This window comes from Leucobacter aridicollis (assembly GCF_024399335.1).
In the GTDB taxonomy this organism is placed as follows: Bacteria; Actinomycetota; Actinomycetes; order Actinomycetales; family Microbacteriaceae; genus Leucobacter; species Leucobacter aridicollis_A.
The window spans coordinates 1,657,848-1,682,907 of sequence record NZ_CP075339.1 but is presented as its reverse complement, the minus strand read 5'-3'; the positions used below and the strand labels follow the sequence as shown (position 1 = coordinate 1,682,907).

Here is a 25,060-nt window from a genome sequence, read left to right as displayed (position 1 = left end):
CGTCTGACCTGCACACAACTGCAGACATAAAGCTGGGGCCCGGACATCTGTCCGGGCCCCAGCTTTATCGTTATCGACCACGCGATCACGCGACTCTGAAGAGCTACCGTTCGGCGAGATCCTGACGCCAACCGGCTTGCCGAAGCCCCCGATTAATATCGCGCGCCCAAAGCGGGCCCTCGTAGATGAATGCCGTAAACCCCTGCACGAGGGTCGCTCCCGCCCGGAGCCGCTCCAATACGTCTGCCGCTGTCGTCACGCCCCCGACAGAGATCACGCAAAACTCTGCGGGCGCAGTTTGCCTGATGCGCTTCAGCACCGCAAGCGAACGATCCTTCAGAGGGGCGCCCGACAGTCCGCCGGCACCCATCTCTTCGACGCGCTCGTCGGACGCCGTGAGCCCTGTTCGTGACACCGTAGTGTTGGTCGCGATAATTCCGTCGAGACCGAGCCGAACCGCGAGCTCGACAATACCGTCGATCTGCTCGTCGCCCATATCTGGCGCAATCTTGACGAGGAGCGGTGTTGCGCCGGCTGCTGTCTTGACTGCTGCGAGCAGGGGCTCGAGTAGCTCGAGTTCCTGTAGGCCCCGAAGGCCGGGGGTGTTCGGTGAGCTGACGTTCACCGCGAGGTAGTCAGAGATGGGCGCGAGCCGCTCGGCGCTCCAGACGTAGTCCGCCGTCGCGTCTTCGACGGCAGTCACACGGCTCTTGCCAATATTCGCACCGATGATTGGCCGGTTCTTCCGGAGTCGGGCTCGCTCGATGCGTGGCACTGCCGCGGCAGAACCGCCGTTGTTGAACCCCATTCGGTTGATGAGTCCGCGATCGTCGACAAGCCTAAACATGCGCGGCTTGGGGTTGCCGTCTTGGGCGTGGCGTGTAACCGTGCCGACCTCAACGTGGCCGTAACCGAGCTCGCCGAGACCCGCGATCCCAGCTGCATTCTTGTCGAAACCTGCGGCGAGTCCGAACGGGCTCGGGAACGAAAGCCCGAGTGTCTGCACACGGAGCGAGGGGTGCGGCTTGCAGAACCGGTGCGCAATGCCACCGAGGAACGGCAGCGCGCGGATCACGTTGAAGGCGAGGTGGTGCGCCTGTTCAGGGTCCATTCGCTTCAGCACTGTTGCGAACAGCAACTTGTACGGGGTGAGAGTTCGCGGATTCTGGTTCTCTGTCAATGTGGTCATCACTCTCCCGCTGCGACGCTCGGACTAGCGGCCTCGCGCGACGCAGCGGTTTGGCCCTGCTTGAGACGAAGGTCGCGCACGGCGTTCTCAAAGTCATCGAGGGAATCAAAGGACTGGTAGACACTTGCGAAGCGCAGGTAGGCGACCTCATCGAGCTCGCGCAGGTGTGGCAGGATCGCGACGCCGATATCGTTTGTTTCGAACTGCGCGACACCAGTGAGCCTGAGGGACTCCTCTACTCGTTGCGCGAGAAGCGCGAGATCCGCCTCGGTTACCGGACGGCCCTGGCACGCTTTCCTCACACCGACCATGACCTTCTCGCGGCTGAACGGCTCGACGACTCCCGAACGCTTGATCACCGTCAGGCTCGCGGTCTCAGTCGTCGTGAACCGCTTGCCGCATTCAGGGCACTGTCGGCGGCGTCGGATCGACATGCCGTCATCTGCGGTGCGCGAGTCAATAACGCGGCTGTCTGAGTGACGGCAGAAGGGGCAGTGCATCAGATGCCTTCCTGTTCGAAGCGTGCGCTGACGGCCTCACCGTGAGCTGGCAAGCCCTCGGCGGCGGCGAGAGCGAGGAGCGGCTCCTCGGTCGCCGCGAGCGCGTCGCGCCCATAGTGGATGATCTGCTGGGGCCTGAGGAATGTGTGGGCCCCGAGGCCCGCGGCGAACCGCGCTGTGCCACCAGTCGGAAGCACGTGGTTTGAGCCTGCGAGGTAGTCCCCTAGGCTCACAGGGGTGTAACTCCCGACGAAGATCGCGCCTGCGTCCGTGATGCCTGCAAGAACGGCGTCGTCATCGCGTGTCTGAATCTCAAGGTGCTCGGGGCCGTACGCGTTCGAGACTCGCACTGCGGTTTCCAGGTCGTCGACGAGGATCACCGCGGACTGCGGCCCCTGGAGCGCCGTGCGCACTCGGTCGGCGTGCGTCGTCAGCGACACACGCGTGGAGATCTCCTCGTTCACTCGCCCGGCGAACTCAACAGAGTCAGTGACGAGCACCGATGCCGCAGCTTCGTCGTGCTCTGCCTGACTAATGAGGTCTGCTGCAACGAAGCGCGGATCCGCGGACGCGTCAGCGATGACGAGAATCTCAGTCGTTCCAGCCTCAGAGTCGATCCCGACTGTGCCGCTCACGACCCGCTTGGCCGCGGCGACGAACACGTTGCCGGGCCCGGTGACGACGTCGACGGGCTCAAGACCGATCGTTGGGACTCCATGTGCGAAGGCGGCGATTGCGCCGGCTCCCCCAATCGCGTAGACCTCATCGATACCGCAGAGCGCTGCCGCCCACAGCACCGCCTGGTGCGGAAGCCCAGCGTTGTCCTGCTGCGCAGGCGAGGCGAGCGCGAGGCTTGGAACGCCCGCCGTCTGAGCAGCGACTGCGTTCATGATGACTGATGATGGGTACGCTGCTTTCCCGCCCGGAGCGTAGAGGCCGACCCGAGAGACGGGCTGCCAGCGCTGCGTGATGCGGGCTCCCTCGCCGATCTGGGTCACTGTGTTTGGAGGCACCTGAGCCGCCGATCCGAGCCGAAGGCGCGAGATGAGCTCGGTGAGCGCTGCGCGCACATCGGCCGGGCAGTTGTCGAGCGACGCTGCGACGGCCTCAGTAGGCACTCGCAGCGCATGGCCTTCGACGCGGTCAAACTGCAGGGCTTGCTCACGGAGAGCAGCCTCGCCTCTCCGAGCAACAGCGTCGACGAGCGGTCTTACCCGCTCGACGGCGACGTCGGCGCCGAGCGCTGCGCGCGGAACGAGAGCAAGCAGTTCGCCACGGGAGAGCTCGCGGCCGCGGAGATCAGTGGTACGCATCACCCCACTATCCTACCGAGCCCGTCGGCGGCGGCCGCACGGCCCAGCCAGCGGGCCAGCCCAAAGCCGGCGCGGGGCCGTCTCCCAGCACCGACACTCTGTGAGAATGGTGAACATGTTGGTGCCCTGTCGAATCCGAACGGAGACCGCTTCCGCGAAGCGTCTCCTTGCGACTGCCGGGCGCGTCCAATGACACTGACCCTCGGTCTGCTCGTCGTTCTTGTCACGACCGTCGGAGCTGTCGCCCAGCGAATGGCGGGCCTCGGATTCGCGCTCCTGGTTTCTCCGATCATGACGCTTCTCCTCGGCGGTCACGCAGGGGTGCTGCTCGTGAATATCCTCGGGGTGATCTCAAGTGTGCTGATTCTGCCCCGAGTGTGGCGCAGGATCGATTGGTCTATGTTTCGCTGGCTCGCAGCATTCGCGATCATCGGCGCGGGTCTCGGAGCCGTGCTCGCTGGCGAGCTCTCCCCCGATGTCATGGGCGTCGCAGTCGGCGCAATCGTGCTGCTGGCACTCGTGCTCTCAATGCTCCTCACGAGTGAGCGTTTCTCGACCGAGCCTCGTTCACCGCGCGCTGTCGCCGGGTTCATCTCCGGCCTCACGAACGCGCTCGCTGGTGTTGGTGGCCCCGCGGTGAGCGCCTACGCGGTGCTCACCCGCTGGCCACAAACCTCGTTCGCTGCGACGCTTCAGCCCTATTTTGCAGTCACCGGCCTCGGGTCTGCATTCGCGAAGCTCGCGCTGGACCCGAGTGGTTTCCCTGAAACCATGTGGTGGTTCTGGCTGATCGTACTCGCCGCGATCCTTATCGGCATTTTCATCGGGGAGCGACTGCTGCGTCTCGTGACTCCCAATCAAGTCCGGCGAGTCGTGATCGCGCTCGCCTGCGCCGGAGCGATCGCAACACTTGTCCGTGGACTCGTCGGCCTGCTCTCCTAGGCTCGGGTACCGGCTAGAGCTGTCCAGCCCTCTCGGCCGCAACCATTCCGAGCCACGCGAGTTCGCGAACTCCCGCGACGAGGGCCTCTCTCGCTGCCGTTGCATCGACCTCAAGTAGCGTTGCGAGCGCATCAGCGATTTGCTGTAGCGTGAGGTCCCCATCGCAGGCGCCAAGCGCGGCTGCAAGGAGTGTGTCTGCCGCAACGCGGCGCTCAATTGGACGGTCAGTGATGAGTGCAATTGCGTTCGGCGACTCCTCGCCGGGAGTGTGGATTCGTTCCTCGCGAACATCGCGCGCACGCACCCATCTGGTGGCGAGTACCTCGGCGTCTGACGCACGCTCGGCCGCGACGCCAGCCGTGAACGTCGCGTTGAGCGCAGCACCGAGCTCGGTCGCAGCGAGCCCGCCCGTTGCCTGGTCGACGTGGATCACGGAGGCCGACCGGCCATCCTGAGTACCCGCGACCGCGGCGCGCCGAATGTGGATCGCGCCGAGCCCGATAGTGACCACATGACGAGCGCCGAAATCTTCGAGCCATGCCTCGAGTAACGTGTCAAATTCGGGCTGGCCTGGCCGGGCCCCACCATCGCGCGCCCAGGTCTCTGCGTACTGCACGGTGTCGACCCTGTCGCGCTCAATCACCCATGCATCGAGGGCAGATCCGTTGCGTTCGGCGGCGTCGAGGATCCAGCCGCGAACTCGCTCGAGCCCCCTGCCGCCCCATTCGGTCTCCCAGTTCGCGAGGCACACAAATGCGCCCGCTGGCGCCAGAAAGCCGGGTGCCTCGCGAACCACGGTTGCGGCGAGCTCGTCCCCAGTCATACCTCCGTCTCGGTACTCGTAGCGGGCACCCTCGCTCGCCGAGCGAGGGGTGATGACGAACGGAGGGTTCGAGACGATGAGCGAGAAGTCTTCGCCAGCGACTGGCTCGAAGAGGCTGCCGAGCCGAAACTCGATCCGCCCGGCAAACCCGTTCAGCTCCGCGTTTGCGGCGGCGAGCTTCAGAGCGCGTTCCGAAATGTCAGTCGCGACAACGCGTTCCGCCCCGAGCTCGGCGAGGTGCATCGCGACGATGCCACACCCTGTGCCGAGGTCGAGCGCCGCGCCGCCGGTGACCGGTGGCAGCTGTGAGATGAGCGTCCGCGTTGCGCCCCCGACACCCATCACATGGTCCGGCCCCGCTGGACCCCCGCGTAGTTCATCGTCGAGGTCGGAGATGATCCACCACTCGGTGGCACCTCCACGCTGAAGGGTCTGTTCCCCGGCCTTGCCGACGAGGGTGACGGGGTTCACAGACAACACAGCATGAAACACCGAGTTGGCTCCGTGGGCCACGAGCCCAAGCTCCGCTGCTCCCGCCGATCCGAGGGTCGGAAGAGCGGCGTCCAGCTCCTCAGCGCTCACCTCTTCGCCGAGCAGGAAGAGTCGGCCGAGTGTCGTTAACGGAGTCCGTTCACGCCCGGCAAGCACCCTGCGTGCAGGGGCGAATACGCCGCGCCTGCGCGCGCCCTCTGCCGCGGCGCCCCAGAGGGCAGTGAGGCCGGTGAGTGAGTACTGAGCGCCCGCGAGGTCTTCGCGGAGTTTGACAACGAGAGCAATATTCACCTGCCCAGCGTACCGGCTCCCATCATGCTCAGTAGGCGACAGTGAACCGCTCTCGCCGGTGCGCAGGATCTTCAATCTCGTCAACGATCGCTACGCCAAAGTCGGCTCCACCGATAGCCGAGACCCCGTTCTCGTCGGTCAAGACGACGTCGCCTCCGACTCTGTACTCGCCGCGGTACTCCCCCGCGGCCCACGGGCCGAAGTCCCCTGGCGGGCTCACAAAGAACCAGTCGAGCTCGCCGCCTCGCGCGAGAAGGTCGTCGAGCACTCCGCCCATTTCGAGCGCCTCTGGGCGATACTCGTCCCCGAACTCAGGCAATTCTGCAAGCCGCGGCCCACCCGCGGTCTGCTGCAACGAACCTGCGCCACCGATGACGCCAAGACGAACGCCTGCGGCCTCAGCCTCAGCCGCGAGCTCAGCGATCGCCGCGCGCAGTTTGCCTGCCATGTCGCCGCGCGGGGCGACGGCGACGACAACGACGTCGGCGTCGGCGAGCGCTGCCGCCCGGTCAGCCGGGTCAAGCAGCGAGCCGAGCTTGTAGCTCGCTCCGGCGATCTGTGTCGCCGATTCCCTTCGCGTGACGCTCGTGACGGGCAGCCCGCGCACTGCGGCAGCCTCGACAATGTGCGAACCCGCATACCCAGAGCCACCAAACACTACGGTCGAAGTCATCTACGGATCCCTTCCTCACGAAACAGCGTTGCTGTTCCCAAGGATATCCCCGTGCCCCGTGCGGCCCTACGCCCTCACCTTCCGCTCTAAGCAAACGCCATGCTTTTGGCTGTCACAGGGCTCGGCAATACCGTCGATCCTGTGAGGTAGCTGTCGACCGCAGCTGCAGCCGCGCGGCCCTCTGCGATCGCCCAGACGATAAGCGACTGGCCGCGCCCCGCGTCGCCAGCGACAAACACCCCGGGCTGGGGCGTCGAGAAGTCGGCGGCACGTGAGAACGCCCCGCTCGAGTCCAGCGCCAGTTCGAGACCAGGATCTGAGATCGCTTCTGGGCCAGTGAACCCCATAGCGATGAGAACGAGGTCCGCCGGAATATCTCGCTCGGTTCCCGGGATTGGGCCTCGACCACTCTCCGAGAATCCGGTCTCGGCGACCCGCAATCCCGTGAGCCGCCCGTCCTCCCCGAGGAACTCGACTGTCGATGCGAGGTAGGCCCGCTCGCCACCCTCCTCGTGGGAGCTCGATACCTCAAACACCGTCGGATGCATGGGCCACGGCTGGCCCGTCGGCCTGAGCGCGCCGGGTCGTTTGCCAATCGCGAGGCTCGTTACCGAGAGGGCGCCCTGCCTGTGCGCGGTGCCAACGCAGTCGGCCCCGGTATCGCCGCCGCCGATGACAACCACATGCTTTCCCGCTGCAGTTTCGCCGATGCTGTCGAGCGCCCCTGCCGCGTCGGTTGCCGACACCGCACGGTTTGCCGCGGCCAAGTATTCCATCGCGGGCAGGATCCCCGCGTGATGCCTTCCGGGCAGCACGAGCTCACGCGGCACTGTAGCCCCAGTCGCGATGACGACCGCGTCGAAACGGCGGCGCAATTCGCTCCACGACATGTCCTTTCCGATCTCAATGCCGCACCTGAACCTCGTGCCCTCAGCTCTCAGCTGCTCGACGCGGCGCGCCACCAGTGCCTTCTCGAGTTTGAAGTCCGGAATGCCGAATCTGAGCAGTCCGCCAGGCTCTTCGTCGCGCTCGTATACGGCGACGGTGTGCCCGGCTCGGGTGAGTTGCTGGGCCGCCGCGAGACCCGCAGGACCTGACCCGACAACTGCCACGGTCTTCCCGGTGAGGCGCGACGGCGGCTGAGGTGTCACCCACCCCGCTGCGAACGCCTCGTCGATGATGTGGTTTTCAATCTGTTTGATCGTGACGGCAGGTTGGTTGATACCGAGCACGCAGGCCGACTCGCACGGCGCGGGGCATGCCCTGCCGGTGAACTCCGGGAAATTGTTTGTCGCGTGAAGGCGCTCGATCGCCTCGCGCCCACGATCGCGGTGCACGAGGTCGTTCCATTCGGGGATGAGGTTGCCAAGTGGGCAGCCCTGGTGGCAGAACGCGACGCCGCAGTCCATACAGCGAGACGCCTGTCTGCCGACGACGTTCTTGTCGCCCAGCTCGACAACCTCTTTCCAGTCGAGCAGCCGGAGCGCGACCGGGCGCTTTGCGGCAAGCTCGCGTTCTCGAACCTGCAGAAATCCGCGTGAATCAGCCATGAGTTGCCTCCAGAATTTCGGTCCAGACGGCGCCGCCGTCGGGGTCGACGCCTGCCGCAGCGGCGCGGGATCGGATATCGAGAACGCGGGAGTAGCCGCGTGGAATGAGCCTGGTGAAGCGGGCGAGCGTCGCGTCGCTGTCCGATTCGAACTGTTCGAGCAGCGAGGCGGCAAGGGGCGACCCTGTCTGCTCGAGGTGTCGAGCGAGGAGCGCTCGGATGCGGTCGGCGAGCTCAGCGCCCGCCTCGCCGGCGAGCTCAGGCTCACTGAAACGCTGCAGCTGGAGGGCGCCAGCTGCGAGCTCGGCGGAGTTCACAGTGCTCGGATCAAGGTCGAGTATGACGGCCTCGCCACCCGACATTCCTGCACCGAGGTTCCGACCGGTCTCCCCGAGGATCAGGGCGAAGCCGCCGGTAAAGTACTCGAGCGCGTGGTCGCCAACTCCCTCGACGACCGCCGTCGCACCTGAGCCGCGAACGAGGAACCGTTCTCCCACGGAGCCGGCGATCCAGATCGAACCGCTCGTCGCCCCGTACCCGATGACGTTCCCGGCGAGCACGCTCTCGTCGGTGTGTACCGCTCGGGCGCCGGCGAGGTGCGGGCGAATTGTCACCTCCCCACCGGAAAGACCCTTGCCAACATAATCGTTTGCTTCGCCAACAAGTCGCAGCGTGATTCCTGCAGGCAAGAACGCCCCGAGCGATTGACCCGCCGAACCCGTGAGGGTCACGTCGATCGTCTCGGGTGCGAGCCCCTGCGCACCGAACCGCCGCGTCACCTCGTGTCCAAGCATTGTGCCGACAGCGCGATCGCCGTTGCCAACTGGCAGGTCGATGACGACGGGCTCACTGCGCACAAGCGCGTCATCTGACAACTCGATGAGCCGCGCGTCAAAGTGCGCATCAAGCTCGTGATCCTGTGTCGTGCCGTTACGCCGCGGCTCAGCCGCCGAGAATACCGGGCCGCGAAGCACGCCCGACAGGTCGAGACCCTCGGCCTTCCAGTGCTGCACCGCCTCGTCGACGTCGAGCGCCGCCGTGTCACCGACAGCCTCGTCGAGCGAGCTGTAGCCGAGGCTCGCGAGTATCTCGCGTACCTCCTCCGCGATGAACGTGAAGAAGTTCACGATGTGCTCTGCCTGGCCTGTGAACCGCTCTCGCAGCTCTGGGTTTTGCGTCGCCACGCCGACAGGGCAGGTGTCGAGGTGGCATACGCGCATCATGATGCAACCCGACACGACGAGCGGGGCCGTCGCAAAGCCGAATTCCTCTGCGCCGAGGAGGGCAGCGATCACGACATCGCGCCCAGTCTTCAACTGTCCGTCAGCCTGCACGACGACCCGCTCTCGCAGCCCGTTCAACATCAGTGTCTGCTGCACCTCGGCGAGCCCAAGCTCCCACGGTGATCCAGCGTGCTTGAGCGAGTTCATTGGGCTCGCCCCAGTACCTCCGTCGTGGCCAGACACGAGGATGACGTCGGAGAGAGCCTTGGCCACACCAGCCGCGACAGGCCCGATCCCGCTCTGGGCCACAAGCTTGGTTGAGATTCGCGCGACCGGGTTCGCACGCTTGAGGTCGAAGATGAGCTGCTTGAGATCCTCAATCGAATAGATATCGTGGTGCGGCGGCGGCGAGATGAGCCCGACCCCCGGCGTCGCGTGCCGCGTACGCGCGATCCACGGGTACATCTTCCCTGGCGGAAGCTGACCGCCCTCACCGGGCTTTGCACCCTGAGCGAGCTTGATCTGGATCTCGTCGGCGTGCGTCAGATACATGCTCGTCACGCCGAACCGCCCTGACGCAACCTGCTTGATCGCAGAGCGGCGCTCGGGGTCGAGCAGGCGCTCCTCTGCTTCTCCGCCCTCGCCGGTGTTTGAACGTCCGCCAAGCCTGTTCATCGCAATCGCGAGCGTCTCATGTGCCTCAGGCGAGATTGAACCGTAGCTCATCGCCCCCGTCGCGAAGCGCTTCACAATCTCTGACACTGGCTCAACGCTCTCGAGCGGAACCGGCTCGCGCTGCGGCGAGAACTTGAAGAGCCCACGAAGCGTCATGAGTCGCTCCTGCTGCTCGTTCACGCGCGACGTGTACTCGGCGAAGATCTCGCGCTTGCCAGTGCGTGTCGCGTGCTGCAGCTTGAAGATCGTCTCGGGGTCGAACAGGTGTGGTTCCTCGCCGCGGCGCCAGCGGTACTCGCCACCAGTCTCAAGCCGCTCGTGCGCGAGTGGGGCCGAATCGTCGGGGTATGCGGCACGGTGCCGCTCGGCGACTTCTGCCGCGAGCACGTCGAGACCGACGCCTCCAAGCTTCGATGTGGTCCCGGTGAAGTAGCGCTCCACGAGGTCCGGGGCGAGCCCGATCGCTTCGAACGTCTGCGCGCCGCAGTATGAAGACACCGTCGAGATGCCCATCTTGCTCATGACCTTCAGCAGCCCTTTTCCGAGCGCGAGGATAAGCTTCGACGTTGCTTCTTCTTCAGTCACCCCTGTTATCGAGCCGTCACGCACCAGGAGGCTCACGCTCTCCATAGCGAGGTACGGGTTCACGGCCGCGGCCCCGTAACCCACGAGTGTCGCCACGTGGTGCACCTCGCGAACATCGCCTGCCTCGGCGATCAGGGCGACACGCATCCGTTCCCCCTCACGAATGAGATGGTGATGCACCGCCGATACGGCAAGCAGGCTCGGCACCGGGGCAAGGTCCTTGTTCGAGTCGCGGTCGGACAGAATGAGAAACTCTGCCCCTGCTGCGATGGCGGCGCTCGCCTCGCGGCACATCGCGTCGAGCCTGTCGGCGAGCCCGCGCGCACCATAGTCGACCGGGTAGAGTCCGCGAATCGTGACTGATCGCTCACGCTCGGGGTCAGTGCCGAAATGTTGAATCCGCGCGAGCGCGTCATTGTCAATGACAGGGAAGTCGAGGATCACCTGGCGTGCGTGCTCGGCGGACTGGCCGAGCAGGTTCTGCTGCGGACCAATGCCCGTGCGAAGGCTCGTCACAAGCTCCTCTCGCAGGGCGTCGAGCGGAGGATTCGTCACTTGCGCGAACTGTTGCACGAAGTAGTCGTGCACATGGCGCGGGCGCTCGGCAAGCACCGCAATCGGCGTGTCGGAGCCCATAGCAGAGAGGGGTTCGCCACCGGTGAGCGCCATCGGAGTGAGGATCAGCCGGAGCTCTTCCTCCGTATACCCGAACGTCCGCTGGCGCCTCACAATCGAGGCAGGCGGGTGCACGAGAGCCTCGCGCTCGGGCTCGTCAGCGAGTCTGATGCGCCCAGCGTCGAGCCAGTCGCCCCAGGGTGCGAGCCCCGCAAGTTCACGCTTCACCGCGCTGTCGCCGCGCACCTCGCCGGTCTCCACGTTCACCGCGAGCATCCGGCCAGGACGGAGCCTGCCGCGACGCGCAACACGCTCCGGCGCAATGTCGAGCACGCCTGCCTCGCTCGCGATCACGAGCAGGCCGTCACTCGTGACGAGGTATCTCCCTGGCCGGAGGCCGTTGCGGTCGAGCAGCGCAACGATCTCGGTGCCGTCAGTGGCGATCATCGCCGCAGGCCCGTCCCACGGCTCCATGACGAGCGAGTGGTACTCGAGGAAGTTCTCGAGCTGGGGGTCGAGCGCCGTGTTGGACTCCCAAGCCTCGGGCACCATCATTGCAAGCGCGTGCGGCAACGACCTGCCGCTCATCACGAGCAGCTCGAGCACCTCGTCAAAGCTTGCAGAGTCGCTCCCTCCGGGCGTGCAGATAGGAAGGAGTGGGCCAAGGTTGCCGAGCGCCTCGGACTCGAGCTGCGCTTCGCGCGCCCGCATCCAGTTGCGGTTGCCGCGCACAGTGTTGATCTCGCCGTTGTGCGCGACGAGGCGCAGCGGCTGCGCGAGGTGCCACGATGGAAATGTGTTCGTCGAGTAGCGCGAGTGCACGATAGCGAATCGGGTCTCAAACCGCGGGTCACTCAGATCGTCGTAGAACCCGGGGAGCTGGAGTGTGGTCACCATTCCCTTGTAGACGATAGTCCGGGCCGACAAGGACGGCAGGTAGCAGCCGGTCTCGTGCTGAATGCGCTTGCGCGCTCGAAACGCGCGGCGCTCGAGGAGCTGAGTGTCGGCGGGCCCGTCTGACGAGGCGAGCACGAGCTGTTCGATCTGGGGCGCCGCGTCGAGCGCGCTCTGCCCCAGCACCTCCGCAGTCACAGGGACCGGAAGCCAGGCGACTACACCGAGCCCCTCGTCGGCAGCGATACTCGCAATACGGTATTTCACCGAGCGACGCTCTGTCGAGGAGTTCGGCAGAAACACGAGCCCTGCCGCATACTCCCCCGGTTCTGGCTCGGTGACACCGGCGGCGCCACAGCGCTCCCGAATCAGCCTGTGCGGAAGCTCGCTGAGGATGCCGGCGCCATCGCCTGTTCCTGCATCCGACCCGACAGCGCCTCGATGCTCGAGGTTCTCGAGTGCCGAGAGCGCGAGCGTGACGATCTCGTGAGATGGACCGCCCGTCAGCGAAATGACCGAGGCGAGGCCGCAGGCGTCATGCTCCTCCGCTGGATCGTAGAGTCCGATCGCAGGGGGAAGCTGATGGCTAGTGATGCGTGCGGGGTCCATCGATGTGCGCATCGACGTCCTCTCTCTCGGCGGGACGTCGGCGACCCGGTCGGAGCAGAACCTGCGCCGACGGGCTCAGCTTGAGAGCACGAGCACTGACGCAGAAACTGCGGGGCTATGAATCTAGCACTCGTTTATTCGGCAAACCGAATCGACAAGTGCGCTTTCTGCGCTCTACGCAGACGAAAGCGCAATGGTGCCGCAGATTATTCGAGAATCTTGACGCTTGGTCGAACATCACACCGTCGAGCTCGGCCGACGCCCCCGCCCGCGAGTCCTCAGCAGGCACAAAAAGCGATCTGCCGTAGGTCTCTGGCCAAAATATGATCTTTGGACAGACCTACGGCAGATCGCAGGAGTTCAAGCCGCCAGCTACGCGGCCGCTGCGGTCGGGCTAGGCGCCGAAGCTCGACACGTCACCGACGAGACGGGTGTTGTCAGCGGGAACCTCTTCAACCGCGGCGCGAGCGACTTCAGCAGCGAACTCGGCGACGTTGTACAGCTTGCCTGCCTGCTCGCGGCGCGCCTCGATTGCGCCAGGGTTCATGCGGTTGAGCAACGTCGCCGTCACGGTGCCCTCAATCATGTCGCCCGACACTACGACAAACCCGATGCCGCGCTCAGCGAGCTCAGCGATCCGCTCGCGGAGCGCGTCCTCACCGGCACGCTTCGAGAGTGCGACAGCCTCGTACTCGGGCATCGTTGGAGTCGTACGGATAAAGTGCGCCTGGTGGCTCGTCACGAAGACGACACGCGACCCCTCCCCCATAAGCGGCAGCGCAGCGTCGAGCACTCGCAACTGCGCGTCGCGGTTGAGCTGGAGGGCGTAGTCCTCGGCCATGCCGCCTTCCATGCCACCAGAGGCGTTCAGCACAAGGATGTCGAGGCCGCCAAACTCGGCGCGAATGGCTTCCATCATCTCGGTGACAGACTGTTCGTCTGTGAGGTCAGCTCCCTGCACGAGCGCCCGGACGCCGAGTTCGCGGAGCTGGGTGCCGAGCTTCTCAGCACGCGGCGCCTTATTGCGGAAGTTCACGACGACATCTGCGCCTGCCTCAGCGAAATAGCGGACGGTGTCTGCGCCCACCCCTCGAGAGGAGCCCGTCACGAGCGCCCGACGGCCTTCCAGGCTCTTAGCTTCAAGCGGCGGGGTGGCTACGGTCTCAGTCACAGTATGAATTCCTCAGCGTGCAAGTAGGTTGACGTTTGATCGTGTCCAAGCGTAGTCCACAACCGGGCGAGCTGGAGTATGCCTCACGGCCGGACCTGTCCGCACGCCGCACACCGCGCGCGATGACGCTGACCGCGAAAAAGGGGTGTACTCGGGGCTCAAATCGCGATACGCTGCGAAGAACTCGGCGGCAGAGCCCTACCCCCGCGGCTCACCCCCATCGCCGCCGATGGCGAGGGAGGCTTCATGGCCGATCGAACACTTAAAGGCTCACGAATCGGTTCGACAAGCTTGCAGGGCGAAACCGGCGTTGAACTCTCGCCGCGCCGCAAAGTCGAGTACGTCACTGACAAGGGTGTGGTCTTCGCAGTCGTCTTCGACGCCGACGCCGAACCACCGCCAGAATGGGTTGACCAGCGCAGCGGCGAGATCGGGTTTCTCGACGACGAGGCCGGGCGCACCGCCCGCGCTGAGCTCGAGGCCAAGGAGAACTCCCAGCGCACGCCTTGGGACATGCTCATTGAGCGGCGCAGTCGCGAGGAGCTCGAGGAGTTGCTCGCCGAGCGGCTGAAACTCCTACGAGCGCGCCGCGGCACGAGCGACCAGTAGCTTCGCCGAGTTACCCCCGACGCAACCTGCAGTACACCGAGAGTCCCATACCTGCGAGACCCGCAGTCATCCAGGCAGCCGCAATGAGTGCGCCATACGCGAGCGCCGGCGTCTCACCCTGCACAAGCGGAACAGTTGCGACCATCGCACCCCGCGTGAACGGCAAGAGACCGTCAAGGTCGTGCCCGTCAGGGGCAATGATCCGGCTTGTGCCAACTGTCGAAATGTTCACGAGCGCTCTGCCGGTTTCGATTGCGCGCAGGCGCGCGATCTGCAGCTGCTGGACACTTTCGTCCGTGCGCCCGAAGTCCGCGTTGTTCGTGGGTGCAAAGATGACCTCGGCACCGTTGGAGACCATGCGCTCAGCCTGGTCGTCAAAGATAATGTCGAAGCAGATCGCGACGCCGGCGACGACCTCGCGTCCGAGTGCCTCAAAGCCATGCACGGGCTCAAACTCCCCCGCCTCGTATTCGAGCTGTACAAGGTCAACGAGGTCCGGTGCGAGCGCCCGAAAGAAGCTGCGGTTCGGCATGTACTCGGCGAACGGTACGGGGAACCGCTTGTCGTAGCGAGTCCCAGCGTCTGACTCGGACTGGCCCTCCGCCCCCCACACGACTGAACTGTTGGTGTAGGTTCCGTCCTCGTTCGCGAGCACGGAACCGACAACGATCGGCGCTCCTGCGCGTTTCGATAGCAGCGCGACTTCCCGTCCCCGGAGCGGGTTGTCCGTGAGGCCAAACTCAGCGGAGTTCTCTGGCCAGAGGATCACGTCGACGCGGTCATCCGTCGCCTCGAGCTCGTCAAGCAGTTCCTCTGTGCCGCGCACGTGGTCAGCGTAGACGTCACCGGATTCGCGGTCATCAAAGATGCCCGACTTCGAGTTGCCCTGCACGGCAGCGACACGAAGGCTGCCAGTCTGCTCGAGCGCCGCAGGCGGCACAAGCGCGAGCATCCCAAGCACGAGGACGACACCGCCAGCTAGCAGCCCGCCACTGGCCGCCACGGAACGGGCGCGATGAGAGAAGCTCGCGCCGAACAGTCTCGCACCGTGACCGGCGCCGAAACATCCGCCGACGACGAGCGCGACAGCGAACACCATCAGGCCGCTGAGACCTGCGAAGCCGACCCACGATACGAGGGCGCCGAACGAAGCGTCGGCAAACACATGCGCGACCCGCCCCCACGGGAACCCGCCATAGGGCCAAGTCCCCTGGATCCCCTCCCGGAGCACCCAGATGCCCGCAGCGGCGACCGCCTGCCCGGCGATCAGCCCGAGCGGGGCCAGTCGCCGCTTCCCCTGCGTCGCACCTCGCCATGGCCAGAGCTTCCAGATCGCCCGGGTCACAGCTCCGGTCACCGTTCCCTGCAACACGAACCACGCGGTCATCACGAGCCCGAGTCCAAGCCACGGCACCGGGCCGAGGTAGAGCGTCAGCCAATGGAGGTGCGTCAGCCAGAACGCTGCGCCTGCTGCCAACCCGGCGAGCGCTGCCACGCCAGCTCGCTGTTGCCACCACGAGGCGAGCAAGAGCGCGACGGCTGGAAACACGAGGGGCCAGATCGCGGCCCCTGGGTTCGCGACGTCAAATAGTAGGCCACCTACGACCGCGGCTGGCAGCGCGATCCACCAGGGCAACCGGCCGGGCTGCTGATTCACAGATGTGTCTGTCACGACGAACTCGAGGTCTCCACGATGCCCCGGCGGATCGAGCGCTTCGCGTCGCGGGCGAGCGCGGCGAGCAGCCCAAACCGTGCAGCCTCGTGTTCAAGGGCTTCGAGCGTCAGCGCCACCTCGCACGCCTGGGCGACCTGATCGAGCATGTCAATCGTCTGCTTCGCCCACCGCACAAAGTCGCCAGCACCAACCCCACTGGATTCGAGTACACGCTCAAGCGTCGCGCCCTTCGACCAGTCGTACATTGCGCCGGCGAGTCCCGCGTGGGGCATATCTGGTCGCGGCAGCCTGTACCTGTCGGCGAGATCGTCGAGCTCCACCCACCGGTTGATGACACGGTCGAAGGACTGCGCGAACTTGCCGCCCGGTCCCCGCTCGCCACCCTCGTCATCGCGGCGCGGCTCGTAGCTCAGTGCACAGCACATCGCAGCGAGCCCGTTCGCGTCGAGCCCACGCCACAGGTCATCACGGATGCACTCGGCAACGAGCAGATCGCGTTCACCGTAGATTCGCCGCAGAAGCTCGCCAAAGGGTGCAACCTCGAGTTCACCAGTGCGCGTATCGCCCTCCAGGTAGCCAAGCTCAAGGAGTTCCTCGACGACACGCTCAAACGTCCGCGCGATCGTGCCGGTGCGGTTGGCGACCTGCCGTCTACCTCGCTCGAGCTGCCTGCGGAGCTTGCGTGCTCTGTCCTCCCAGCGCTTCTTGTCAGAACCCTGAGCGCGTGCTGCCGCAGCTTCGTAGCCCTTGAGTGAGGACTGTGCTGACTGGAGTTCGCGTGCCTGATCGACAACCGCGCGATCTGCCTGAAACTGCGCGAACGAGAGTTCGAGCGTGTCGCGGGCCTGCACGTAGCTCAGGCGCTGCAGCAGGTTGACAGCCATGTTTGCGGTTGGCCGGAACGTTGACTTGACCGGGAACGATCGCGTGCCCGCGAGCTGACTCAGCTCATCGACGTCGACGGCATCGCTCCACACCACAACCGAGTGGCCTTCCACGTCAATCCCGCGTCGACCAGCACGCCCCGTGAGCTGAGTGAATTCACCCGAGGTGAGCGGCACTCGCTGCTCCCCGTTGAACTTGTCAAGGCGCTCGATAACAACAGCGCGTGCGGGCATGTTGATTCCGAGCGCGAGTGTTTCCGTCGCGAACACGAGCTTCACGAGCCTGCGCTGAAAGAGCTGTTCGACGACCGCTTTGAAGGCTGGCAGCAGCCCGGCGTGGTGCGCGGCGATGCCGCGCTCGAGCCCGGCAAGCCACTCACGCGTCTCAAGCACGCGGCGATCCTCATCGCTGAGCGCATCGATGAGCTGCTGGGCGACGCGCCTGATCTCGGCGCGTTCCTCACGATTCGTCAGGGCGATGCCGTCGTATAGGCACTGCCTGACTGCCTGATCGCAGCCGTTGCGGCTGAAGATAAAGACGATCGCAGGAAGCAGTTTCGTCTCGTCAAGCGCCCGCGCGATGTCTGCGCGCGAGACGCGGCGGGTGCGACGCTGCGGCGGGCCGCCACGCGACCTGCGTCTGTCGCCGCCACGGCCCCCACGTCCGCGGTTTCCAAGCATCCGCAGTTCAGGGTTGACCTTGCCGCCGCGCGCGAGTTCGCCCTGCTTGTCAACGAAGAGCGGCAGCAATTCCTTGCTCGTGAGCACGTGCTGGTACAGGGGAACAGGCCGCACCTCCGACAACACCACGTCGGTCTCGCCCCGCACGGCGTGCATCCAGTCACCGAACTCCTCAGCGTTTGAGACCGTCGCCGAGAGCGACACCAGCCTGACACGCTTTGGCAAATGCAGGATGATCTCCTCCCACACCGCCCCACGGAAGCGGTCGCCGAGATAATGCACTTCATCGAGCACGACGAACGCGAGGTCGTCAAGTGTGTCTGAGTCCGCGTAGATCATGTTGCGGAGCACCTCCGTCGTCATCACGACGATCGGCGCGCTGCCGCGGATGTTGACGTCGCCAGTGAGGAGCCCCACCTCGTCTTCGCCGTACTCTGCGCACAGCTCGTGAAACTTCTGGTTCGACAGCGCCTTGATCGGCGCTGTGTAGAAGATCTTCGCATCTCGTTCACGCCGGGCAAGATAGACGGCAAACTCGGCGACGGTTGTCTTGCCCGAGCCCGTGGGGGCCGCCACCAGCACGCTGCGTCCTGCCTCCAGCCGCTCGCATGCGTTTCGCTGGAACGGGTCGAGCGGATATTCGAGGCGCGACTCGAAGTGCGCGAGCGCGGAGTCAGTTGGGGTGTTTGCGGCCGGGTCAACCGGCACTACTGGCTGAGCTGGCGTGTCGTTCACGTGTCTGTGTTTGCCTCTCGGGGCTTGGCGGGCCGGGCATTTGGGGCGTCGTTGTCGAGTTCGCTGAGATCGGGGTCACTCATGTCGATGCCGTACTCGGCAAACTCCGCGGCGCGCCGCTTATCGACGCGGCGGTCGTGCAAGATCGCAATACCGACGGCAATAAAGTAGAGCAGCACCATCGGCACCGCGAGCAGGAACATGCTCCAGAGGTCGGCGGCGGGCGTGGTGAGGGCCGCGAAGAGCACAATGATGAGGATCGCAACTCGCCACCCCTTGAGGATGGTCTTTCCGCGAATAATGCCGACGAAGTTCAGCATGACGAGCACGACTGGCATGACGAAGCCGACCCCGACAGCGAGCATGAGCTTTACTGAGAAGTCAATGTAGAGCCTGGCGCTCAAGAAAAACGCGTCTTCGGAGGGCTGAAAGGTCGCCATGAGGCGCACGATGTTCGGCAGCACCGACCAGGCAGCGTAGACACCAGCGAGAAAGAGTGGAACTGCGGCCGCGAGGAACCCGACACCGTACAGTTTCTCCTTGCGGTTGAGACCGGGGGCGAGAAACGCCCACACCTGGTACAGCCAGATCGGAGCGGAGATGACGACGGCGATGAAGAGCGCGATCTGAATCCGCAGGTCGAACGCTTCCGTGATTGCACCGTACGTGAGGGTAGCGTTGCGGCCCTGTAGCTGGAGCGCGTTGATCGGTTCGCGCAGCATGTCCCACACCCAGTCGACAGCGAGAAAGCCACCGACGAGCCCAACCACGAGCCCGAGCGCGGCGTACATCAGGCGCTTTCTGAGTTCGACGAGATGCTCGCCAAGGCTCATTCGTCCTTCTCGGTTACGCGGGCCGCGTCCCTCTTTCGCCATGGCGTCAGTGTATCGTTTTCTGCCTCTTGAAAGCCGCGCTACTCGCCGTATGCCCAGAGGGCTGACTCGGCCCACTCGCTCACAGCAACACGTGCTGCATGCGGCGCAACAATCTCAATCTCACCCGGCCCGTGCTGGGCGAGCCGCACGGCCGCACCGGGGTGCCAGGCGTCAATGCGCACGAGGCACGCACCCTCGGGTAGCGGGCGTTCGTGCTTCGTCACAACCTCAGGCGCGAATCCGCGGATCGCGCCGAGTAGTCGCGTGGGCACGACGGCGAGGATCTCGGTTCCGGCGCGAGTTGGCCGGGTATCGGCCGCGTCACCACCGGGCAATTGCGGTGATCTGCCGGAGGTATCTGATTCCGCGGCATCGGCGGAAACCGGAGTCGCACTGTCGCTGTCCAGGGCAGTGAGCTGGCTGAGCTGCGCAACGCTAAACGTCCTGTCGGCTGCGCGTTCAACGTTGTAACCGTGCACGTACCAGACGCCCTCCCGTTCAGTAAGCGACTGGGGAACAACGGTGCGAGAGCTCTCATCGCCAGCCGCGTCGCGGTAGCTGAAGCGTACGCGGTCTCCCCGCTCGATCGCGCGAACGATGAGCGAAAGGTTGCCGTCATGGTCAGTCTGTGAGACCGCCACAGACGGCACCTGCGCCGATCCCATAGCCGCACCGAGGCGAGCGCCGAGATCCGCCGCGACCTGGGCGTCGGCTGGCTCCAGAAGCGGCTGAAGCGCCGCGAGTCCCGCGAGCAGCGCGGCGGTCTCGACGCCAGTGAACCTCGGCGTGTCGTCAATTGCGACAGTCTGCGTGAGCGAGACAGTATCACGCTCCTCGAACTCGTCCCAGTCAATGTCAAACAGGTCATTGTGCTGGTACGACAGCGTCTCCCCTGGGATGCCTGCGGTGCCGAGAAAAGCGATGAGGCTCCGCAGCATCCGTGGCTCGACCTCGAAGGTCCGCGCAAGTTCGGGAATTGGCGTCGGGCCGTGTTCCCTGAGGTACGGCACAAGCGACAGGAGCAGCAGCACCTTGTCGCTTGCGAGCAGTGGTCTCGCCATCAGCGGTCTCTCCCGTCAGATTCGGCGGGCGACTGATCCGCGACCCAGCAAGGCGGCGTCCCACCGTGCTTCGAATCCACCGCGCGCAAGAGTTCGATCACTCTGGCACGCAGCTCGGGTGGCTCGAGGGCGACGGCATCCGAGCCGTAGCTCGCGACTATCGCGGCGAGTTCGTGCATGTCAACAGTGCCGAACTCGAGCACCCGCGAGCCGGCGTCCTCAGAACACACCACGGCGCCCCGGGAGAACCGCGCGTCGGCGCGCGAGTGCGTCCGCACGCGCACAGTTGCGCGGGTCTCGCGCTGCAACGCCTGCATCTCGGCAACCGCGAGCCGGATAAGCGCGGCAGGTTCGTCCGGCCGGGCAGGATCGGTTGCCGTTGGCTCGCACACAGTCACAGTGCCCGAGATCCTCGCGAGGAGGAACACGCGCGTCGCGGCCCGGTGCGCGTCGAACGCGATCAGGTGCCACCGCCCTTCGAACCGGTGCAACTGCAATGGATAGACACGACGCGCGAGGGGTGCGTCGCGGTCGGGCAGTTGGTAGTCGAACTCGACGAGCTGCCCAGCCTCCACGGCGGCGAGCAGCGCCGGCGCCGAAGGTTCCGCTGTGCCAAAACCCGCGTTCACACCGATGCTTGGCGCGTCGCGCCCACCGCCGAGTGATTCGAGTTTCATCGCAGCTCGCCGAGCTTCGTCGGTGAGGCTGCCCTCCCGCCACGCGAGCACCGCCATGCGGAGCATCATGAGTTCTCGGTCGGTGAAGCTCAGCCCGGGCGGGACCTGTAGCGCTGCCTTTGAGATGCGATAGCGCGTGAGCTGGTTGTTGCCCGGTTCACCCGGCGAGTCGACCGCCTCGACTGGAATTCCGAGCTCGCGCAGCTGCTCTTTGTCGCGCTCAAACTGACGCTCAAGCGAGGCCCGCTGCGCGTCCTCTCGGTACCTGTCTGAGTAGCCGTAGACGGAAGAGAGCAGCTCGTGCTTCGTCAGACCGCTTGTGCTCGCAACGAGTGCGAGCACAAGGCTGAATACGCGTTCTTCGCTCGGAACCTTAGACCGGGCCACTCGTGACCCCGTGTTATCCCACCGCGAGAATGTCGATCACCATGACGCGGGCGCTGTCCCCGCCCTCGGTGACGACGACCTGCGAACCGACGTTCTTACCCGTGAGCTCCTCACGGAAGGCAAGGCCCTGCGCCGCTGACTCTGTTTCACCGGGGAGTAGCTGCGGCCCACCGGCTGTCCAGGTGTTCGAGAGCACTGACCCGTCCCAGCTCACTGCGAGCATCTGAACAAGCAGGCGCCCCTCGGCTTCAACCTTTTCGCCCGATCCAGCGATTCGCACGCCAGATTCGATCCCAACTGGCGCATCGCGCGGGGGAAGCACGACGCCGGGGACGCCGTTCTCGTCGGTAACGACCGCGGGGAATCCGTTCGGTAGCCCCTTCGTACGGCCTGATGCCTGGAGCTCTGAAACGCCCTCGACGTCCATTACAGCCACGAGCGCGGCTTCTGGGGTGCCGCCGATCTGCTGGCGCAGCGGCAGGGCGTCCTCGGGGCTGAGCGCGAGCACGACGCGCTCGCCGGGAACCGCGCACTCGATGGCAGCGGTGAGCGGGTTCATCGACTCGTCCGAGACCATGAAGAACTCATTCGTGGAGTTCTGACCGCCGAAACCTGCGCTCTCGAAGAGCTTCTCGCCGGTGCCCTGATCGTAGAACGCGAAGTTTACCGAGGCAATCGTGTTGTTCCCCGCGGGCTGGGCGCCCGCCTTCGCGGATGCGCTGTCGACGATCGAGCGCTGCGAAACAGTCGCCGTGGTGTCAGCTGGGATCGAGACCTCGGGAGCCGTGCCGAATCCACCGAGCACGACGACGCTGTCGCTCAGCGCGCCCGCGCCGAGCGTCGGGGTGCAGTCTGCGCGATCAACGCCGGCTGTGTCAGCCGAGCTGCAGCCTGTCAGAACTGCTGCTGAAACAGCAACGGTGAGTACCACGGGGGCAATGCGACGAAGCATGGAACACCTCTCGAGTGCGTCGAATGCGAACCTGGCCATCCTACCGGGTACGCGCTGGGGGTCTGGTCTTACTTCTCGTTGGCGTCAGGCGCGGTGCCGACGGTTTCAGCCTGGTCAGCAGCTGGGTCGGTGGCGCCAACTCGATGGTCTGCAATCCGCTTCGCCTCACGCGCTTTCTTTCGCAGAATCTTGTCGCTCTTCACGAGCTGGCCGACGTTCTCCTCGCTCCAAGCTTCGGAGTCGCCGCCTTCCCCCATGTCTGGCAGCCAACTCGCCATGTCGGCGTCGGTGAAGTCACTCTTTGATGCACGGCGCTTCAAGCTCGGCAGGTTCGTGCCGGGGGCGAGTTTGCGCGCGGTGACAAGGAACCCCGTGTGCCCGACCATTCGGTGGTCTGGCCGAACCGCGAGGCCCTCGACGTGCCAGCCGCGGACCATCGTCTCTGACGCCTGCGGGTGCGTGAATAGCCCAGAACGACGAAACTCTTCGACGGTGCGCGAGAGCTGCGTGACCGTCGCGACGTAGCAAATGACGACACCGCCTGGTGCGAGCGCCTCGGAGGTAACTCCCACACACTCCCACGGCGCGAGCATGTCGAGCACGACACGATCGACCGAGCCGGGCTCAAGGGCGCTTGGCAGCGCCTCCTGCAGGTCGCCGACGCGCACAGTCCAGTTCGCGGGATCCGCCCCTACGTAGGCGCGTGCGTTCGCGCGGGCGATGTCTGCGAACTCTTCGCGCCGCTCGAACGAGTGCACTTCGCCCTCCGGTCCGACAGCGCGCAGCAGGTGGAGCGAGAGCGCGCCCGAGCCGACGCCGGCTTCGACAACGCGGGCTCCGGGGAAGATGTCGGCGAGCGAGATGATCTGCGCAGCGTCCTTGGGGTAGACGATCGCCGCCCCACGGGGCATCGACATCACGAAGTCGGAAAGCAGCGGCCTGAGCGCGAGGTACTCCTCACCGTTGCTGTTGGAAATCACCGAGGCGTCCGGTACGCCGACGATGTCGTCGTGCCGGATCATGCCCTTGTGACTGTGGAACTCCCCGCCGGTTTCCAGCGTGATCGTGTTCATCCGCCCTTTGGGGCCCGTGAGCTGCACCCTATCGCCGAGCTGGAACGGGCCACGCAGCGCTGGGGTTGCCGCGGCACCGGCGGCTGGTGCGGCGGCGTCTGACGCCTCGGCGGCGTGGTGTTCGTGAGTGGTCACTGTCTTCTCCTCGGTTGGATGGGTGCGGTGCCGCGCCCATAGGGCGCTCGCCCCGGCAGCGTCGAGCCCGGAAAGCGTTGTCCGTGTGTCGTGGGCGAGCCCCGACTCGAGCGGTACCAGACCTGGCGTCGCGATCACGACAGCGCCCGACGCGACTGCAGACGTGACGCCCGGGCGCGAGTCCTCAAACGCAATGCAGTCTCGAGCGATCGCGCCGGCTGCCGCCGCGCCGCGCAGGTAGGGGTCGGGGTGGGGCTTTTCGTGCTCCACCTCATCGCCTGCGATGACTGCCGAAAATGTGCCCTCGGGCAGGAGCGCAACGACCGCATCTGCGATGGGGCGAACTGACATCGTGACGAGCACGTTCGGCACTCCAAGCTCGCGGAACCCTGCGAGCAGCTCGAGTGCCCCCGGCATCCACCTGGGCGCCTCCGTGGCGAGCCCTGCTACGAGCGCGCGCGACCATTCGCTGATGATCTCATCGACGCTCAGGGGTACGCCAATCTGTTGGAAGCGCTCGGCTGCGGCGGTAAGGCCAAGCCCGACGAGCTGCGTCTCGGTTCCCGCCGGGAATGCGAGGCCGTAGCGGTCGAGCATCGCGACCTCTGCCTTGACCCAGAGCGGTTCTGAGTCGATGATCGTGCCATCCATGTCCCAGAGGGCGGCTGCAGGGAGGCCGTGTGTCGTCGCAGTCGTCATTCTCACAATCCTATCGCCAGCGCCGCCCCATCGCTCTGGACCGCTAAGACCAGTCGCCGCGCGCAGCCGCCACACGCCTGGGGATAGTCTGGTCAGGTGAATGATTCTTCAGCCCCAGACCTCGCACCGCGCGTGCTCATCGCTGCGTTCCAGGGATGGAGCGACGCTGGTGACGCTACGTCTGAGGCGGTGCAGCATCTCATCAAGCTGCAGAAGGCGGAGCTGTTGCACGTGATCGGCGGCGAGAGCTTCGTCGATCTGCAGCTGCAGCGGCCGCGCATGTACCGCGACGAGAGTGGCCGGCGCACGATCGACTGGCCCGACACGCGCTTGTACGGGACCGTGCACAGGCCGGGACAGGACGCACAGCTGTCTCAGACGAGCGACGCCGATGCGATCACCCGGATCGACGGCTCGCCTGTGCTCGACCTCTTCTTCCTCCCGGGGTACGAGCCTGGGAGGGACTGGGAGAACTTCGCCGACGAGGTCGTCGAACTCGCCGAAGTGTGGGGTGTCGACCTTGTCGTGCTCCTCGGCTCGATGTACTCGGACGCCCCGCACTCACGCCCCATCATCACGACTGTGACGGCAGAGGACCCCGAGGTGCGGGAGCGCTACGGGGCAGAACGAAGTGACTACGAAGGCCCCGTCGGGATTGTGACTGCAATCGAGATGGCGCTTGAAACCGCGACTATTGCGAGCCTCGCTCTCTGGGTGCAGGTGCCCCACTACGTGCACTCGGCGCCATCACCAAAGGCGACGCTCGCGATCCTCGACAAGCTAGAGGAGCTGCTAGACATCGTGATCCCCCGCGGCGAGCTCTTCGCGCAGGCGACCGATTGGGAATCGAACATCAACCGCATCGCCGAAAACGATGACGACATGACGCGCTACATTCGCAGCCTCGAGGAGGCGCGCGACGACGCGCTCGCTGCGGAGACGACTGGCGATGCTCTCGCCGCCGAGTTCGAGAAGTTCCTCGAGCAGGATGCGCGCGGCGATGCCGACGAGCCTAGTGACCAATCGGACCAGGATCAGGATCCCGAGGCGCCCCAGCCTGAGCGCTGAACCGC

18 protein-coding genes and 1 pseudogene are annotated in these 25,060 nt (G+C 65.3%); 3 read left to right on the top strand and 16 right to left on the bottom strand.

All coding sequences use genetic code 11. The features are described 5' to 3' along the window. Window positions 1-103: 103 nt before the first annotated feature. The 3 genes from KI794_RS07520 to hisD are packed head-to-tail and all read right to left on the bottom strand — an operon-like array spanning window position 104 to window position 3,002. On the bottom strand, window positions 104-1,189 hold the full coding sequence (locus tag KI794_RS07520) for a quinone-dependent dihydroorotate dehydrogenase (RefSeq protein ID WP_119279561.1): 1,086 nt from the start codon (window positions 1,187-1,189) through the stop codon (window positions 104-106). Continuing rightward, window positions 1,189-1,689 carry a transcriptional regulator NrdR gene (gene nrdR, locus KI794_RS07515; protein ID WP_119279558.1) on the bottom strand — a complete coding sequence of 167 codons (501 nt, stop codon included), beginning with the start codon at window positions 1,687-1,689 and terminating at the stop codon, window positions 1,189-1,191. Before nrdR ends, KI794_RS07520 begins: the two co-directional genes overlap by 1 nt. Continuing rightward, window positions 1,689-3,002: a histidinol dehydrogenase gene (gene hisD, locus KI794_RS07510; protein ID WP_255809748.1), complete on the bottom strand. Its 1,314-nt coding sequence runs from the start codon at window positions 3,000-3,002 to the stop codon at window positions 1,689-1,691. Before hisD ends, nrdR begins: the two co-directional genes overlap by 1 nt. Window positions 3,003-3,191: 189 nt before the next feature. Between hisD and KI794_RS07505 the strand changes: the two genes are divergently transcribed. Beyond that, window positions 3,192-3,944: a sulfite exporter TauE/SafE family protein gene (locus tag KI794_RS07505; protein ID WP_255809659.1), complete on the top strand. Its 753-nt coding sequence runs from the start codon at window positions 3,192-3,194 to the stop codon at window positions 3,942-3,944. A 13-nt stretch (window positions 3,945-3,957) separates the two neighbouring features. Here KI794_RS07505 and KI794_RS07500 read toward each other — a convergent pair whose 3' ends face one another. The 5 genes from KI794_RS07500 to KI794_RS07480 form a co-directional block, all read right to left on the bottom strand. Next, window positions 3,958-5,550, bottom strand: coding sequence for a DUF7059 domain-containing protein (locus KI794_RS07500; RefSeq protein ID WP_255809658.1), 1,593 nt, complete (start codon window positions 5,548-5,550; stop codon window positions 3,958-3,960). Between the two features lie 28 nt (window positions 5,551-5,578). Next, window positions 5,579-6,223 carry an NAD(P)-dependent oxidoreductase gene (locus KI794_RS07495; RefSeq protein ID WP_119279550.1) on the bottom strand — a complete coding sequence of 215 codons (645 nt, stop codon included), beginning with the start codon at window positions 6,221-6,223 and terminating at the stop codon, window positions 5,579-5,581. A gap of 86 nt (window positions 6,224-6,309) precedes the next feature. Beyond that, window positions 6,310-7,773: a glutamate synthase subunit beta gene (locus KI794_RS07490; protein ID WP_119279549.1), complete on the bottom strand. Its 1,464-nt coding sequence runs from the start codon at window positions 7,771-7,773 to the stop codon at window positions 6,310-6,312. Then, entirely contained in the window at window positions 7,766-12,385 is a 4,620-nt protein-coding gene (gene gltB, locus KI794_RS07485) for a glutamate synthase large subunit (protein WP_255809657.1), read from the bottom strand. Before gltB ends, KI794_RS07490 begins: the two co-directional genes overlap by 8 nt. Before the next feature lie 382 nt (window positions 12,386-12,767). Continuing rightward, window positions 12,768-13,544 carry an SDR family oxidoreductase gene (locus tag KI794_RS07480; RefSeq protein ID WP_119279545.1) on the bottom strand — a complete coding sequence of 259 codons (777 nt, stop codon included), beginning with the start codon at window positions 13,542-13,544 and terminating at the stop codon, window positions 12,768-12,770. Window positions 13,545-13,790: 246 nt separating this feature from the next. On the opposite strand from KI794_RS07480, the gene KI794_RS07475 reads away from it, so the two are divergent. Then, on the top strand, window positions 13,791-14,153 hold the full coding sequence (locus KI794_RS07475; protein WP_119279533.1) for an RNA polymerase-binding protein RbpA: 363 nt from the start codon (window positions 13,791-13,793) through the stop codon (window positions 14,151-14,153). A 10-nt stretch (window positions 14,154-14,163) separates the two neighbouring features. Here KI794_RS07475 and lnt read toward each other — a convergent pair whose 3' ends face one another. The 8 genes and pseudogenes from lnt to KI794_RS07435 form a co-directional block, all read right to left on the bottom strand. Then, entirely contained in the window at window positions 14,164-15,825 is a 1,662-nt protein-coding gene (gene lnt, locus KI794_RS07470; RefSeq protein WP_255809656.1) for an apolipoprotein N-acyltransferase, read from the bottom strand. Beyond that, window positions 15,822-18,101: a DEAD/DEAH box helicase gene (locus KI794_RS07465; RefSeq protein ID WP_370647885.1), complete on the bottom strand. Its 2,280-nt coding sequence runs from the start codon at window positions 18,099-18,101 to the stop codon at window positions 15,822-15,824. Before KI794_RS07465 ends, lnt begins: the two co-directional genes overlap by 4 nt. Window positions 18,102-18,124: 23 nt before the next feature. Continuing rightward, window positions 18,125-19,003 carry a twin-arginine translocase subunit TatC gene (gene tatC / locus KI794_RS07460; protein ID WP_255809654.1) on the bottom strand — a complete coding sequence of 293 codons (879 nt, stop codon included), beginning with the start codon at window positions 19,001-19,003 and terminating at the stop codon, window positions 18,125-18,127. A gap of 38 nt (window positions 19,004-19,041) precedes the next feature. Next, window positions 19,042-20,064: a helix-turn-helix transcriptional regulator gene (locus tag KI794_RS07455; RefSeq protein WP_119279527.1), complete on the bottom strand. Its 1,023-nt coding sequence runs from the start codon at window positions 20,062-20,064 to the stop codon at window positions 19,042-19,044. Continuing rightward, window positions 20,064-21,128, bottom strand: a complete 1,065-nt coding sequence (locus tag KI794_RS07450; RefSeq protein WP_119279525.1) for a helix-turn-helix transcriptional regulator — start codon at window positions 21,126-21,128, stop codon at window positions 20,064-20,066. Before KI794_RS07450 ends, KI794_RS07455 begins: the two co-directional genes overlap by 1 nt. A gap of 13 nt (window positions 21,129-21,141) precedes the next feature. Then, window positions 21,142-22,080, bottom strand: coding sequence for a peptidylprolyl isomerase (locus KI794_RS07445; protein ID WP_119279523.1), 939 nt, complete (start codon window positions 22,078-22,080; stop codon window positions 21,142-21,144). A 68-nt stretch (window positions 22,081-22,148) separates the two neighbouring features. Further along, complete coding sequence (locus KI794_RS07440) at window positions 22,149-23,210, bottom strand: tRNA (adenine-N1)-methyltransferase (protein WP_255809747.1); 1,062 nt, start codon at window positions 23,208-23,210, stop codon at window positions 22,149-22,151. A 219-nt stretch (window positions 23,211-23,429) separates the two neighbouring features. Next, window positions 23,430-23,987: pseudogene (locus KI794_RS07435) on the bottom strand (HAD family hydrolase); the annotation flags it as partial. Between the two features lie 96 nt (window positions 23,988-24,083). Between KI794_RS07435 and KI794_RS07430 the strand changes: the two are divergent. Next, a complete protein-coding gene (locus KI794_RS07430) occupies window positions 24,084-25,055 on the top strand; it encodes a PAC2 family protein (protein ID WP_119279518.1) in 972 nt (323 codons plus the stop codon). Window positions 25,056-25,060 lie beyond the last annotated feature (5 nt).